Below are 16,159 nucleotides of genomic sequence, written 5' to 3' on the forward strand. Positions count from 1 at the left end.
CCCGGCGACACGCCGCCGGGCCTGGCGCCGTCAGCTGGTGAGCAGCTGTGGCGCGGTCTTGCCGTACTTGATGCTGGTTTCCACCGGCAGCCAGTTGCCGGTCGACTCCTGGCGTCCCTGCAGCAGGAAGCGCGGCCCGGCCGATTGCATCTGCTCGGCCGCCAGTTTCGACAACTCGCCGATCTTGCCGTTCTTCATGCGATTGACGATCAGGCCATATTGCGTCTCCGGAAAATCGCGCAGCATGTCGTAGTCGCCGTCGCTGTCGCCGGCCACGAACAGCGGCCCGTATCCCCTCCCGGCCACCAGCTCCTGCCTGATCGCCACCGTCTTGCCCGGCCCCCAGGTCAAGGGCCAATCCTTCAGATAAGCGTTGCGATAGACCTCGCCATTGCGCTCCAGGCGCAGGCCGATGATGTTCTTACGCGGCACGTTGTAGCCGTACTTGGGGTGGGTGGCGAACACGGCCACCACATCTTCCAGCGAGGCGGTGCAGACATAGACGTCGATGCCGTTGTTGCGGAAAGTATCCATCATCCCGCCGATTTCCGTGCACAGGCGGATACCGTGAAAATGCGTGACGCTGACCACGCCTGCCTTGCCCGGACGCTCGGATGGACTGGTGTACTTGACCTTGTTCAGCGCCGCGCCCAGCGCCGCGTCGTTGGACGCCTCGGCCAGCGCGCTGACTTCGGCCACACTCATGTTGGCGAAGAAATAAATCACCCAGGGATAGCCGACATTGACGCCATGCGTGTCGTTGACCGCCTCATACAGGTAATAGAGCTTGGCGCGGAAATCCTGGAACTCGACCGTGGCTGTGACCTCCTCCAACGACTTGGCGCCGCCCAGGCCCTTGTAGCTGGCGTGCAGGAAAGCGTAATCTGCGTCCAGGTCGGCGCAGATCGAATCGAGGTCGACCACGTTACCTGCAGCGTTCTTGAAGTCCTTGCTAAACGGGCCGGGCGGCACGTTCTGGCGAATCACGGCGGCAAACTCGGCCGGCGTGAGTTTGAAGGACAGTGTGTTGATCTGGTACATCAGCAACGCTTCCTCGCAGTCGTTCATGATGCTGGTGTTATCCCAGTCAAACACCGCGTACGGCCGCTTGCCGGCCTGGTTGCCATGCGCTGCGATCATTTGCGCCACCATTTCATGGTTGCGCGGCGCCCACTTGGCTCGATCCAGCGCGACAGCCTGCTTTGCCGCGGCATGGCCGATTGCCGGAACGGTCGCCAGCGCACCGCCGGCGGCCGCCGCCAGCAGGCCGCCCAGAAAGCCGCGGCGTGGCAGGTCGTGAGTTTTTTGCGGGGAAGACATCTTGTCGTTGTTGTTCATGATGGTCGATCTCGTCGAAGGGTTGGACTGTTTCGGAGAAACAAGGTGATGGAGTCAATGGCCGGATGCCGCACCCACAGTCGCCTCACTCTCGGCGCGACGATGCGCGGTGGCCAGGAACCAGGCGTAACCCAGCGCCAGCAGGGCAAGGAAGACGCCGAAGATCAGCGGGTTGTAATAGATCATGGTGGCCATGCACACCAGCGCGCCGAACAGCGCGAAGGCCGGGAAGTACGGATACAGCGGCGCGCGGAACGGGCGCGCCAGGCCGGCCTCTGCGCGACGCAGCTTGAACAGGCTCAGCATCGAGAGGATGTACATCAGGATCGCGCCGAACACCGACATGGTGACGATATTGGCCGTCAGCGTCTGGCCGCCCAGCGTGACCAGCTCGTCGCTGTAGATGGCGGCGATGCCCACCACGCCGCCGGCGATGATGGCGCGGTGCGGCGTCTTGAAGCGCGGATGCACCCGGGCGAAATATCCCGGCAGGTAGCCCTCGCGGGCCAGCGCGAAGATCTGGCGCGAGTAGCCGAGGATGATGCCGTGGAAGGACGCCACCAGACCGAACAGCCCCAGCCACACCAGCATGTGCAGCCAGTTGCTGTTGTCGCCGACGATCAGCTTCATGGCCTGAGGCAGCGGGTCGTTGATGTTGGACAGCTTGGTCCAGTCGCCCGCGCCGCCGGCAAACAGCATCACGCCGATGGCCAGCACCACCAACGTCAGGATGCCGGTGATGTAGGCAATCGGGATGGAGCGCTTCGGATCCTTGGCTTCCTCGGCCGCCATCGCCACGCCTTCAATGGCGAGGAAGAACCAGATCGCAAACGGGATCGCAGCGAACATGCCGGGCACGGCCGCCAGGCTGAAGCTGTCGCTGCCCGACCAGCCGCCCTTGGTGAAATTGGCCAGCGAGAACCCGGGCGAGACCACTCCCATGAACACCAGCAGCTCGAAGATCGCCAGCAACGTTACGCACAGTTCGAAGGTGGCGGCGATCTGCACGCCGACGATATTGAGCGTCATGAACACCACATAGGCGCCCAGCGCCGCCAGCTTGGGATCGATGGACGGGAACTGCACGTTGAGATACGCGCCGATAGCCAGCGAGATCGCCGGCGGCGCAAACACGAACTCGATCAGGGTCGCGGCGCCTGCAAGGTAGCCGCCCACCGGTCCGAAGGCGCGCTTGCTGTAGGCGAACGGTCCGCCGGCGTGCGGGATGGAAGTGGTCAGTTCGGTGAAGCTGAAGATGAAGGTGGCGTACATCGCCGCGATGAACAAGGCGGTGACCGTGAAGCCGAGCGTGCCGGCGCTGGCCCAGCCGTAGCTCCAGCCGAAGTACTCGCCTGAAATCACCAGGCCGACGGCGATGCCCCATAGCTGCAGGGTGTTCAGCACGGGCTTGAGGGCCGGGCCCTGGCCGGATGAGCTTGCGTTCATAGGTCTCTCCTGTTGGCGCGATGTGTTGACAGCGGATTGAAAGCTTGTGGGCACAGCGCTTGCTTGAAAAAACAGTGCTGCACCGTTGGCAAGAAATATAGCAACGGCGGTTTCGGCGCCGTTATCGAAATTCGGCAAATCTGCTGCGGGCCGCAGCCGCATTGCGTTACAGGGAGCCAGCCATGTCCGAAGTCCAACTGTTCCAGACTGCAACAACCTGCGCATCCGCCGGCGCAGAGCTGCAACAACTGCACCCCAGGCAGGCGCTACGCACCGTCGTCGCGCGCGACGTCGACGAGCACGCCCACAACCTGACCGCCTGGGAGCAGCGTTACGACCAGATCACCTGCGGCGCTTTCCAGGGCGTGTTGGATGAGTGGCAGAGTGCGGGCCTGCAGATTTTTCGCGAAGGCACCAGCCGCGCCATTCGCCAGTCCTGCCGTGTGTGGTCCGACGCGTTCTGGTTCGGCATCGAAGCCAGCCCGGCAGGCATGCGCATCAATGGCCGCCAGGTCGGCGCCGACGCGGTGATGACACGTCCCGGTGATTGCGAATTCGAGCTGGTCACGCCCGACATGCATGAGATCTACGGCATCGTGGTGCAGCGCGATGCGCTGCTGGCCACGGCATCGCGGCTGGGCTGCGAGGTGGACTGGGGCAAGCTCGGCCATGCCGAACTGCTCAACGTGGAGCACGATGCCCTGGATGGCTGCCGCCGCCATATCGCCGACCTGCTGCGGGTGGCCGGCAGCGCGGGCGCGCCCGGCGCCGCCGGCAATGCGGCGTTGCAGCTGCGGCAGGAGGCGGTGCTGGTGTCGCTGCTGGCCATGCTCGACGGCGGCGAGATCGAAGCCGAGGCCGGCGCCAGCCTGCAGCGCCGCCGCCGCATCGTCAACGATGCCCGCGAGTACGCCATGGCGCAGCAGGAGCATCCGGTCACGGTGCCGATGCTTTGCGACGCCGTGCATGTCAGCCGGCGTACACTGCAATACTGTTTCGAGGATGTGCTGGGCATCAGCCCGATGGCTTACCTGCGTTCGCTGCGCCTCAACGGGGTACGGCGCGCGCTGTGTGAAGGCGACGGCAGGCGCGCCATCGGTGATATCGCCGCAGCCTGGGGCTTCGCCAACTTCAGCCAGTTCTCCTCCGACTACAAGAAACTGTTCGGGGAGACGCCGTCGGCCGCCTTGCAAGCACGCACACGGCATTGACCGCACGACGCGCCAGCTCAACAACTTAATACTTTTTAAGTATGCTGCTAGCGCGCTCAAGATATTTTACATAGCAAAATCGCCCTCCTATAATCCGCTGCATCCATAACAACAATCAGCAGCAGGAACCCTGCCTGCGCACGGAGACGGCAGTAGCGACCCGGCGCACGCACCTGCACGATCACAGGCATCAGGCGGAAGCGAGACCATGGCGGCAAACGCAACATCCCGGAAAGACACTCCCCAACATCAGAGCGCGCTGGCGCGCCGGCTTGAGAACTTTGCCTCCTTCGTGCCCGGCATCGCCGCCCTGGCCTTCACCATCGCCGCCCTCACCGTTCCCGTACTGCACGCCCGCGCCGACGACGACGCGCCGGCCGCGCGCCAGACCATCCGCATCGGCGCGCAGCAGCCCTACGCCTTCGCCGTCTACGCCAACAACGACCTGCGCCAGCCGCTGCATGTGACGCGCGCGGTGCTGTTCGTGCATGGCATCAAGCGCAATGCCGACGACTATTTCGAGGTCGGCCGTCATGTATTGAAGCAAGCCGGCCTGTCGCCAGCCGACACGCTGCTGGTGGCGCCCAACTTCATGGTGCAGTCCGATGCCGGCGCGTCTTCCGAGATGCCGCTGTGGGGCGGCAGCACCTGGATGCAGGGCGAAGCCTCCGAACGCGGTGTGGAAGGCGTGACCTCGTTCCAGGCGCTGGACGACCTGGCGCACTGGCTGGCCGACCGCCGCCGCTTCCCGGAGCTGAAAGAGATCGTGATGATCGGCCACTCGGCCGGCGCCCAGCTGATGCAGCGCTTCGCCGTGATGAACCAGCTGGACGCGCCGCTGCAGCAGGCCGGTATCGCCATCCGCTACGTCATCTCCAGCCCCTCCTCCTACGTCTACTTCGAGGCGCATCGGCCTGACGGCGACGGCTTCGAGCTGCCCAAGTCCATCATGTGCCCGGGCTACAACAACTACCGCTACGGCATCGAGAACCCGCCCGACTACCTGGGCGCGCAACACCTGGACGGCCGCCAGCTGTTCGCCCGCTACGCCGCGCGCAACATCACCTACATGGTCGGCGCGCGCGACAACAACGGCAACCATCGCTATCTGGACAAGGCCTGCGGCGCCGCCATGCAGGGCAGCAACCGGGTCGAGCGCCAGCTCAATTTCGTCAGCTATGAGCGCTTCCTGTCGACCCAATGGCAGATCCCGGTGAACCATCCTGAATTCCAGGTCAAGGGCGCCGCGCACGAGGCGGAGAAGCTGTTCAGTTCGGAAGAGACGGCACGCAAGCTGTTCCCGCGCCCTTGAGCGCAGCGCACCCGATGTGAAGCAGGACGGCGCGCACAGGGGCGCGCCGCGCAGCAACGAAGCGCCCAGCGCTTCGCGAGGAGGAACCGGCCACACAACAACAACGCCGCCGGTTGCACTACAACTACAACAGTCGAGACACCATGAAGAAGCTCCGCTTTTCCGGAGCCGCGCGGCATACGCTGGCGCGGCGCATATTCACGCTGATGGCCGCCGCGCCGGTACTGCAGCTGCTGCCGCTGGAGGCGCTGGCGCAAAGCGCGCAGCCCTCGGCCGGCAGCATCTTCGAGAGCAACCGCGGCGCCTTGTCACCGGCCGAACGCGCGCCCGCCGAACAGCAACCGCGCGTGCGCATCGAAAAGGAAAGCGAACCCGGCGATGACAGCCAGGCGCCCGCAGGCGAAGTGCGCGTGCATGTGGCCGGCTTCAAACTGTCGGGCAACAATTCGCTGCCGTCGGCCCGGCTGCAGGCCGAGCTGGCCTCGCTGGTCGGCCAGGAACTGGACTTTCGCGGCCTGCGCGAAGCCGCCGCCCGCATCACCGCGCTGTATCGCGCCGAAGGTTATCCGGTCGCGCGCGCCTATCTGCCGGCGCAGGAAATCGCCGGCGGCGTGGTCGAAATCGGCGTGCGCGAAGGCGTGATCGGCAGGGTCAGCGCCGAGACCGATCCGCACACCCGTTTGAGCAAGGACACGTTGCAGCACTTCATCGATGCCCTGCCTCCCGGCGAGGTCATCCGCGAGGCCGACCTGGAGCGCGTTCTGCTGCGCCTGTCGGATATCGCCGGCGTCTCGGTGCGCGCGGTGCTGCGCCCGGCCGCCACGCCCGGCGCCGCCGACATCGTGCTGAAGCTCTCGGAGATGACCGCCTGGACCGCGCGCGCCTCGTTCGACAATTACGGCAACTACTACACCGGCAGCAATCGCCTGTCGGCCAACCTGGCGCTCAACGACACGCTGGGACTGGGCGAGAGCTTCACGCTGAACACCCAGAACTCGTTCGAAGGCCTGCGCATCGCCGGGCTGGGCTACGCCATGCCCATCGGCGCCACCGGCCTCACCATCGGCGCCAACTTCGCCGAGCTGCAATACAACGTCGGCAAGAACCTAAAGACGGCGCAGGCCAGCGGCTCGGCCAAGGTCTCCACCTTCTTCGTCAACAGCTCGCTGCTGCGCAGCCGCAGCGCCAACATCAACCTCGGCCTGTCGTCGGAATACCGCCATTTCCAGGACATCACCTCGGCCACCGTGGTCAACAAGTCCTCCAGCTTCCAGAGCGCCAGCCTGTCGGGCGACTGGCGCGACGGCCTGTTGGGCGGCGGCAGCAGCCTGTGGAGCCTGCGCGCCGGACGCGGTTCGCTGGACAAGGAAACCCCCAACGACGCCGCGCTGGACGCCATCACCGCGCGCGCGGCCGGCAACTACAAGAAGGTCAACGTCGGCTTCTCGCGCCTGCAGCAACTGGGCGGCGGCTACTCGCTGCTGGGCTCGGTCTCGGCGCAGTGGGCCGACAAGAACCTGGACGCCTCCGAGAAGATGAGCCTGGGCGGCCCCAACGGCGTGCGCGCCTACCCGGTGGGCGAAGCGGCCGGCGACGAGGGCGTGCTGGCCCGCCTGGAGCTGCGCAAGCGGCTGGGCATGGTCGGCGATGCCGTGGCCGAGGGCGTGCTGTTCGGCGACGCCGGCCGGGTCACGGTCAACAAGACGCCGTGGGACAACAGCGTCAACCGCCTGTCGCGTTCAGGCTACGGCGTGGGCCTGAACCTGTACCACAAGGACGTCGTGATGAACGCCGCGTTCGCCATCTCGCCCGGGGTCGCGCCGAGCACCGAGCAGCGCAATGCGCGCCGCGTGTGGCTGTCGATCTCCGGCTCGCCGCAAGCTTTTGCCGGCCTGGCCAGCGACTTGGGCACCAAGGGCGAAGACTTCGAGGAACCGGAGACCGCCTTCGTGCTGTACGGCTCGCTGGGCCTGGTGCCGGAATACGTCAACCGCTACGGCGCCACCGCGCAGGCCAGCGCCGACCAGAGCAAGCTGGCCACGCCCAATGGACGCAACATGAACAGCTTCTGGCGGGTGCGCGACAATGTCTCCTACATCGGTGCCCACAGCGGCGTGCAGCTCTATGACGGCTGGAAGTTCCTGTGGCAGCTGGAGCTCGGCCTGTCGCTGAACTACACCAACCGCAGCGATCCGTCGGTGCCGGACTGGACCCACTCGCAGGATCTGCGCAACACCGGCGTGGCGTTGAACAATGCGTCCTACGGCACGCTGATGTACGGCAACTGGGACACGCCGATGAAAGAGAGCATGACCTCGCTCGATCCCTTCCAGGGCCGCACCAGCGCCGCGCACTACAACCTGATCGGCTCGCCCGGCTTCGTCACCAGCATCACCAAGAACTCCGGCCCGGTGGGCACCGCCTCCAGCTCGGACAACGACGACGCCGCCTTCAACCGTCGCCAGGCCGGCATGTTCTCTTACTGGACGCCGAAGTGGAACGGCCTGCAGGCCAAGCTGGCCTTCTCCGACAACAGCATGAAGGCGGCCGACGATGTCGCCACCGGCTACATGTACGGCGGCAGCCTGAGCTGGGAAGTCGGCGGCCTGACCGCCGTGGTGGCCGCCGAGCAGCACATCAATTACTTCGGCATCGCCAGCCTGGGCCGCAATGCGCGTGGCGTGGGCAGCAATACCGCGGTGACGGCCGGCACCTCGTCGTCGGACTTCAGCTTCCGTTACGGCCTGGCCTACGACTTCGGCGCCACCAAGGTATCGCTGATCGCGGACGACCTGTCCTATTCGGAGTACGGCGTGGTCAACACCAGCACCACCTCCAGCGATCTGCAGAACTACCGCCGCCGCGCCTACATGCTGGGCGTGTCGCACAAGATCCGCGACTGGACGCTGCTGGCCAGCGCCGGCCGTGCGCTGCCGGGCGAGTGCAACATGATCTCCGGCAACGGCGTGAAATGCTCCACCGACGGCATGGGCGCGAGCCAGCAGGCCTACGGCTTCTCGTATGCCTGGAGCAAGCAGCTGCGCCTGTTCGGCCAGTACGTGGTCTTGCGCAACAACCCGCTGGCCAATTACAACTACGCCGTCTCGGGCGTGCTGGGCGCGTCCGGCCTGTCTTCGGGCGTGGGCACCACCATCCGCGCCATCGGGCTGGGCGCGAACTATTCGTTCTGACACAGCGCCCCGCGCGACCCATAAAAAGAGCCAGCAAAGAGCAAGAGGAGACCACATGAACCAGCGACACCCCACCCGCCCCCGCCTGCCCGCGCTGTCGCCGATCGCGCACGCGGCGCTGTGCGCGGCCTTCGGCCTGGCGCCTTTGACCGCCAGCGCGCTGGATGCCGGCGCCCTGCCCACCAACGGCCAGATCGTGGCCGGCAGCGGTGCCATCAGCAGCGCCGGCAACAGCATGACGGTGACGCAAAACAGCGACCGCATGGTGACCAACTGGAGCAGCTTCAACATCGGCAGCGCCGCCAGCGTCACCTTCAACCAGCCGGGCTCGTCCTCGGTGGCGTTGAACCGGGTGCTCTCCAGCGACGCCTCGCAGATCATGGGGGCGCTCAACGCCAACGGCCAAGTCTATCTGGTCAACCCCAGCGGCGTGCTGTTCGGCGCCGGCGCGTCGGTCAACGTCGGCGGCCTGGTGGCCAGCACCCTGAACATCTCCGACGCCAACTTCATGGCCGGGCGCAACGTGTTCGAGCTGGAAGGCGGCAACGGCGCGGTGGTCAACCTGGGCAGCATCACCGCGGCCGACGGCGGCTACGTCGCCCTGCTGGGCGCGCAGGTGCGCAACGAAGGCACCATCGCCGCCCGCCTCGGGTCGGTGGTGCTGGGCGCGGGCGAGAAGATCACGCTCGACTTCAACGGCGACGGGCTGATCAACATGGAGATCAACAACGCCACGGTGAACGCCAGCGTGAGCAACGCCGGCCTGCTGCAGGCCAACGGCGGCACGGTGCTGATGACGGCGCATGCCGGCAATGCGCTGATGGCCGAGGTGGTCAACAACAGCGGCGTGATCGAAGCCACCAGCCTGCAGCAGCGCAACGGCGTGGTGGTGCTCGACGGCGGCGACAGCGGCGTGGTCGCCAACAGCGGCCGCATCGACGCGTCCGGCCGCAATGCCGGGGAGACCGGCGGCACCGTCAAGCTGCTGGGCCAGTACGTGGGCATGTTCGACGGCAGCCGCATCGACGTCTCGGGCGACGCCGGCGGCGGCACGGTGCTGGCCGGCGGCGACTACCAGGGCGGCAACGGCGTGTTCCAGGCCACGGCCACCTACATGGACGCCAACGCCTCCATCGACGCGTCGGCCGGCAGCTCGGGCAACGGCGGCAAGGTGATCCTGTGGTCGGAAGACGCTACCCGCTTCTACGGCGACATCAACGTCGCCGGCGGCGGCGCCACCGGAGCGGGCGGCCTGGTGGAAACCTCGGGCCATTATCTTGACGTGTACGGCGCGGTGAACCTGTCGGCGGCCTCTGGTCAGGGCGGCACCTGGCTGCTGGACCCGTACAACATCAACATCACCAGCGCCGCCAATGCCGGCGGCGCCACCAGCACCAGCCCGTTCACCTCGTCGGGCGCGGCCAGCTCCAACCTCAGCTCGGCCACCCTGAACGCCTCGCTGACCGAGGGCGCCAGCATCCTGGTATGCACCACCTCGGTGGGCGGCACCTCGGGCGACATCAACGTGCTGGACAACGTCAAGGCGGTCGGCAACGCCACGCTGACGCTGCAGGCGCACCGCAACATCGTGATGACCAACACCAGCATCACCAATGCCGCCGGCAAGTCGCTGAACGTCTCGCTGTACTCCAACTTCAACAACAGCGGCAACGGTTCGGTGGCGCTGACCAATGCCACCATCGCCACCAACGGCGGCAACCTGACCATCAGCGGCGCGGTCTCGCCCGGCACCTCCTACGCCAGCACCAACGTCTCCAACAGCACCGGCGTGCTGATCACCAGCGGCACCAGCATCACCACCAACGGCGGCAACATCATCATCCGCGGCGCAACCTCCTCGACGCTGGCGGCCAATACCACCACCAATGCCACGGTGATCTCGGGCGGCAGCACGCTGGACGCGGGCGGCGGCAACATCAGCATCGTCGCGCTGCAGGCCAGCAACAGCAGCAGCGGCGACGCCTTCATCCTGACCGGCGGCAGCAAGGTGGTGACCAACGGCACCGGGTCGATCACCATCGACAGCACCAACCTGGGCAGCGGCAACGCCACCCGTGTCTTCAGCACCAACAACACCATCGCCGCCACCGGCTCGGGCAACGTCACCATCACCGGCAACGCCACCTCCGGCTTCGGCGTGCTGGTCTGCTCGACCAGCTCGACGTCCACCCAGAACATCAGCGTGGGCAGCGGCACGCTGACCATCACCGGCAACAGCAGCAGCCGCGGCACCTACCTGGCGGCGTCCGGCAACGGCACCGTGGCGCTGAGCGCCGGCAACGGCGGCAACATCGTCATCGGCGGCAACAGCAGCGGCAGCTACGGCACGGTGCTGAACTCGACCGGCGCAGGCTCGCTGATCAGCGTGATCACCGACGGCAACATCAGCATCTCCGGCAACAGCTCGGGCGGCACTACGCCGTCGATGGCGCTGATCGCCTCGGGCAACGGCACCTCGGCCTCGGCGCCGGGCTCGACCATCACGGTGCGCAGCACCTCGGGCAACGTCAACCTGGCGGCCAACAACACGCAGGTCAACAACTCCAGCGGCTCCTTCAAGGCGCTCTCTCTGGACGCAGGCGGCGCCTACGCCACCATCAACGTCGGCACCAGCAGCGGCCGGCTGCGCCTGGACGGCACCAGCGCGTCGGGCCGCGGCGTGGACATCGCGCCCTCCGGCGCCAATGCCGCGATCAACCTTGCCACCACCACCGGCGATATCGTCATCAACGGCAACAGCACCAACAGCTTCGGCGGCTACGGCATCTTCTTCAACTCGACCGGCGGCTCGCAGGGCGTGACGGTGTCCACCACCACCGGCAACATCACGCTGACCGGCGACTCGGTAGGCACCTCCGACGCCATCGCGCTGGGCGGCAACGGCACGGCGTCGGCCAACCGCATTACCTCGCAAGGCGGCAACATTACGCTGAATGGCAACTTCCACTCGCCCAACCTGCCGGAGCTGGACCACGGCATCGCCATCCTGGCCGTCACCAACGTCATCAGCACCACCGGCAGCGGCAACATCACCCTCACCGGCAACGCCGCCGACCAGGGCAACGGCGTGGCCTTCTACGGCAACGGCCGCGCCACGGTCAGCGTGGAGAACGGCGCGCTGTCCATCACCGGCACCAGCAACTACGGCGACGGCATCGGCCTGCAGACCGGCGTGAACGTGATCCGCGCCACCGGTAGCGGCTCGGTGGCGTTGAACGGCAGCTCGGTCTACGGCAGCGGCATCAGCATCTACCCGTCGGGCAACGCCAGTTCCAACACCATCGCCACCAACAGCGGCGACCTGACACTGACCGGCGCCAGCAGCGCGGCATCGTCGGCGGCCGGGATCCTGATCCGCGCGGCATCGTCCTCGGCCGCCAACGGCGTGGCGATCGTCTCGGCCAGCGGCAACATCAGCCTGGCCGGCACCGGCAACGGCGCGGGCGAAGGCATCTCCTTCGTCGGCGCCAGCAGCAACGGCTACAACAGCGTAGTCACCGGCGGCAGCGGCAACATGAACATCACCGCCATCAGCAACGGCGCCTACGGCCTGCGCTTCAGCGGCGGCAACAACACACTGCAGGTGCAGGACGGCGTGCTCTCCATCACCGCGCGCGCAGCCGGCACAGCGCTGGGCCAGTCCGGCGACACCACCACCATCGCCGCCACCGGCAGCGGCGTGGTGATCCGCAACCTGGGCGGCTTCACCAGCAATGTGCTGACCAATCCGGCCACCGCCGTTGCCACCACGGCGGTGCAGACCGACCAGCTCAACCAGCGCTGGATCACTCCGGCCCCGTCGGCCATGCGGCTGTCGCCGATCGCCGCCGAGTTCGACCGCGTCAACGTCGACCTGGCGCAACTGGCCGGCCCAGTGTCCGGCAACACCACTTCCCGTTCCAACTCATCCACAGAGAGCCAAGACAATGAAAGCAAATGACCTCCGATCGCAATGCCTGCCGCGCCTGCGCAAGCTGGCCGCCCTGACGCTGGCCGCGTGCATGCTGCCGGCCTTCGCGGCCGACAAGGCGGCGCAGAAGCCGCACGACTATTTCTATTTCCTGGGGGAGATGAACAAGGCCTCGACGGTCATGACCATCGAGAACAAGATCGTCCCGCCCGACCTGGGCAAGAAGATCGTCAAGGCGGTTGACCAGGTGATCAGGGACGGCGACCAGCCCGGCGCCAAGCGTCCGGCCGACTATCTGCAGTACGAACCGCTGATCCTGGCCTATGCCGGCCCGGATGGTTCGCGCATGCACTCCGGGCGCAGCCGCCAGGACATTCTCTCCACCACGCGTCGCCTGATGCAGCGCGAGCGCGTGCTGAACCTGATGGAGCAGATGAACAAGTCCAAGGCCGTGTTCCTGAAGCTGGCCGAGGACAATCTCGACACCATCGTGCCGGCCTACACCAACGGCGTGCAGGCGCAGCCGACCACCTACGCGCACTACCTGCTGGCCTTCGCCTCGGCCTTCGGCCGCGACAGCACGCGCTTCAAGGAGGCCTATGCGCGCCTGAACCTGAACCCGCTGGGCGCGGCCGCGCTGGGCACGTCCAGCTTCCCGGTGGACCGCAACCGCCTGGCCGAGCTGCTGGGCTTCGACGGCCCGGTCGAGAACTCCTATGACGCCGCCCAGCTGGGCGCGCTGGACATGGGCGTGGAGCTGGTCGGCATCTGCAGCAACGCGGCGCTGACCATGGGCATCCTGGTGCAGGACATGCACACCCAGTACCACAATCCCTACCCCTGGATCATGATCCGCGAGGGGCGCCTGACCGGCACCTCCAGCATCATGCCGCAGAAGCGCAACCCCTACGGCCTGAACGTGCTGCGCCTGCAAGCCAGCGAGATCGTCGGCGGCGGCATGACCTATCAGGTCGAGGCGCACAACGTCACGCCGGGCATGCCGGACTACAAGCGCGACCAGGTCGAGAAGACCCTGGACCTGACCACCAACTCCTTCGCCAAGCTGGCCGACCTGATGACCAACCTGGTGATCGACAAGGACCGCGCGCTGGCCGAAGTCGATGCTGATTACTCGACCACCACCGAGCTGGCCGACATCCTGCAGCGCGACTCCAACGTGCCGTTCCGCGTGGGCCACCACTTCGCCTCGGATCTGGTGACCTATGGCCGCACCAACAAGATCAAGCCGGCCGACATCCCGTTCGACCAGGTGCAGAAGATCTACGGCGATGCGCTCAAGGCTTTTGACTTCGACCACGCCCAGTTCCCGCTGACGCAGGAGCGCTTCCGCCAGGCACTGACCGCGCAGAACATGATCGAGTCCAGCCGCGGCCTGGGCGGCCCGCAGCGCGCCGAAGTGCAGCGCATGCTGACGGCCGAGCGCGCCCGCCTGGCGCAGGACGAGCAATGGCTCAAGGGTCAGCGCGACAAACTGGCGTCGGCGCAGCAAAAGCTGGACACGGCCTTCTACAAGCTGGGCCAGTAAGCATCATCGCAATACCTGTGGGGGGACGGGTCGCCATGCGCGGCCCGGGGTTGACGCCGGAGCTTGGGAAACTGGCGGCGGACGCACTTCGGCGGCACAATGCCGGGTGCGTCCTTTTTTATTGCTTGTGAGATCACGCCCATGACGGCTGCCAAGACCGACGATATTTTCTCTCTGGAAAAATTCGAATACCTCTGCTACTCGCGCCAGCATGAACCGGCCGCGCGCGAACTGGTGCGCCTGCTGGTGCTGATCGACCGCAACTACGGCAAGCTGGCCAGCAACTTCTCGCTGTCGGTGTCGCCCGCGGTGCCGGCCGCGTCGCTGGAACAGCACGCGTTGGCGCGCGTGACCAGCGCGATCTCGGCGCTGTTCTCGGATCCGGCTTTCCATATCAGCCCGGACGGCTTCGGCCAGCTGATCAACTTCCAGCGCTGGCTGTCGTCGCTGTTCGGCGCCAGCCACTTCATCAACTGCGACCATATCCTGCGCTCGCTCAATCTGGGCGGGCCGGAGGCGCAGGTGTTCCAGGTCAAGCCGCTGGACCTGGTGAAGTTCTGCATCCTGTACTCGCCCGAGTCGGAGCTGCCGCTGGACGTGGAGATGCTGTGGAAGCAGAACAAGCCGCTGGCGGCCGCGCTGTTCATGGCGCTGATGTCGCCGCGCTTTCTCGGCACGCCGGCCGCACACTCCAAACGCGAAGCGCTGCTGGGCTGGCTGCCCGACCGGCTGCAGGAGCTGGATTCGCTGGACGGCCTGCCGGTGGCGGTGCTGCACGACGTCTACATGCACTGCAGCTACGCCGACCTGCCGCAGCGCCACCGCATCAAGGGCGCCATCAACACGCTGATCGAGAAGAAACTGCGCGAGGCCGGCTTGCAGGACATCAGCGATTTCGGCCAAACGCCCGAGGGCGAAAAACCGGTCATGCTGGTGCTACTGGAATGGTTCTCCGGCGGCCACTCGATCTATCGCACCCATTCCAAGACGCTGGAGGCGGCGCGCCAGCACTTCCGCCTGGTGGCGGTGGGCTACGAAGCCAACACCGATGAACTGGGCCGCGCGGTGTTCGACGCATTCGTCGCCTTCGACAAGCCGGGCGACATGCTGGCCTGCCTGGCGCAGCTGCGCGCGCTGTCCGAGCAGCACAAGCCGCGTGTGCTGTACATGCCCAGCGTGGGCATGTTCCCCATCACCATGTTCGCCGCCAACCTGCGGGTGGCACCGATCCAGGTGGCCGCGCTGGGGCACCCGGCCACCACGCACTCCAAACGCGTCGACTACATCAGCGTGGAGGACGACTTCGTCGGCGACCCCGCCTGCTTCAGCGAAAAGCTGCTGCGCCTGCCGGCCGACGGCCAACCGTATCGTCCTTCGGCGATCCCCTTCAGCGTGCCGGTGCTGGAACGCACCGACAAGCCGTATGTCAACGTGGCCATCGCCGCCACCACGATGAAAATGAACCCGCGCTTCCTGATGGCCTGCCAGAAGATCGCCGAGCTGGCCTTGCAGCCGGCCGACGACCGGCCGGCGAAACAGGTGCGTTTCCACTTCCTGGTGGGCCAGGCGCAGGGCCTGCTCTATCCGCAGCTGCAGCGCCTGATCCTGCGCTATGTGCCGGGCGCCAGCGTGTATCCGCACCAGCCTTATCAGGAGTATCTGTCCATCTTCAACCAGTGCGACATGTTCCTGTCGCCACTGCCCTTCGGCAACACCAACGGCATCATCGACGCCTTCACGGTGGGCTTGCCGGGCGTGTGCAAGACCGGGCCGGAGGTGTTCGAGCATATCGACGAAGGCCTGTTCCGCCGCGTCGGCTTGCCCGACTGGACCATTGCGCAAACGCTGGACGACTACATCCTGGCGGCGGTGAAGATGGCCACTGACTTCGACGCGCGCAGCGCCCTGTATCGCCACCTGGCAGATCCCCAACACCTGCAACGGCTGTTCGAGGGACGCCCCGAATCACTGGGTGACGCGCTGGCCGAGCTGTGCCGCGCCCTGCCCGCCGCCTGAACCCTTTCCACGAAAAAGGCCCGCACATCGCAAGCGAGGCGGGCCAAGTCCCCACGTATGGGGCACAGAAGGATGCTGCGGGACAAACGTACTGCGCTTACAGGTACTTCACTTCAATGGTGGCCGAGCCGTCCAGGGTGACGTCCTGGGTCAGGTTCAGGTTTTCCG

The 16,159-nt window shown here is 66.2% G+C and carries 8 protein-coding genes; 6 read left to right on the forward strand and 2 right to left on the reverse strand.

Going from position 1 to position 16,159, the window contains the following annotated elements; genetic code table 11:
• Positions 1-30 precede the first annotated feature (30 nt).
• The gene (locus tag J8I26_RS05145) at positions 31-1,338 is read right to left on the reverse strand and encodes an HAD family hydrolase (RefSeq protein ID WP_209604656.1); all 1,308 of its coding nucleotides are present in this window, start codon (positions 1,336-1,338) and stop codon (positions 31-33) included.
• A gap of 54 nt (positions 1,339-1,392) precedes the next feature.
• Positions 1,393-2,784: an ethanolamine permease gene (gene eat, locus J8I26_RS05150; protein ID WP_209604658.1), complete on the reverse strand. Its 1,392-nt coding sequence runs from the start codon at positions 2,782-2,784 to the stop codon at positions 1,393-1,395.
• Between the two features lie 182 nt (positions 2,785-2,966).
• Between eat and J8I26_RS05155 the strand changes: the two genes are divergently transcribed.
• The 6 genes from J8I26_RS05155 to J8I26_RS05180 all read left to right on the forward strand — a co-directional run bounded on the left by J8I26_RS05155 (position 2,967) and on the right by J8I26_RS05180 (position 15,991).
• Entirely contained in the window at positions 2,967-3,995 is a 1,029-nt protein-coding gene (locus J8I26_RS05155) for a helix-turn-helix domain-containing protein (RefSeq protein ID WP_209604661.1), read from the forward strand.
• Positions 3,996-4,203: 208 nt separating this feature from the next.
• Positions 4,204-5,307, forward strand: a complete 1,104-nt coding sequence (locus tag J8I26_RS05160; RefSeq protein WP_245200063.1) for a hypothetical protein — start codon at positions 4,204-4,206, stop codon at positions 5,305-5,307.
• 143 nt (positions 5,308-5,450) lie between these two features.
• Complete coding sequence (locus tag J8I26_RS05165; protein WP_209604664.1) at positions 5,451-8,498, forward strand: ShlB/FhaC/HecB family hemolysin secretion/activation protein; 3,048 nt, start codon at positions 5,451-5,453, stop codon at positions 8,496-8,498.
• 55 nt (positions 8,499-8,553) lie between these two features.
• The gene (locus J8I26_RS05170) at positions 8,554-12,459 is read left to right on the forward strand and encodes a filamentous hemagglutinin N-terminal domain-containing protein (RefSeq protein ID WP_209604668.1); all 3,906 of its coding nucleotides are present in this window, start codon (positions 8,554-8,556) and stop codon (positions 12,457-12,459) included.
• Entirely contained in the window at positions 12,446-13,975 is a 1,530-nt protein-coding gene (locus J8I26_RS05175; protein ID WP_209604670.1) for an argininosuccinate lyase, read from the forward strand. Before J8I26_RS05170 ends, J8I26_RS05175 begins: the two co-directional genes overlap by 14 nt.
• A 141-nt stretch (positions 13,976-14,116) precedes the next feature.
• The gene (locus tag J8I26_RS05180; RefSeq protein WP_209604673.1) at positions 14,117-15,991 is read left to right on the forward strand and encodes a peptide transporter; all 1,875 of its coding nucleotides are present in this window, start codon (positions 14,117-14,119) and stop codon (positions 15,989-15,991) included.
• Positions 15,992-16,159 lie beyond the last annotated feature (168 nt).

Source organism: Herbaspirillum sp. LeCh32-8 (assembly GCF_017814915.1).
GTDB lineage: Bacteria > Pseudomonadota > Gammaproteobacteria > Burkholderiales > Burkholderiaceae_D > Herbaspirillum.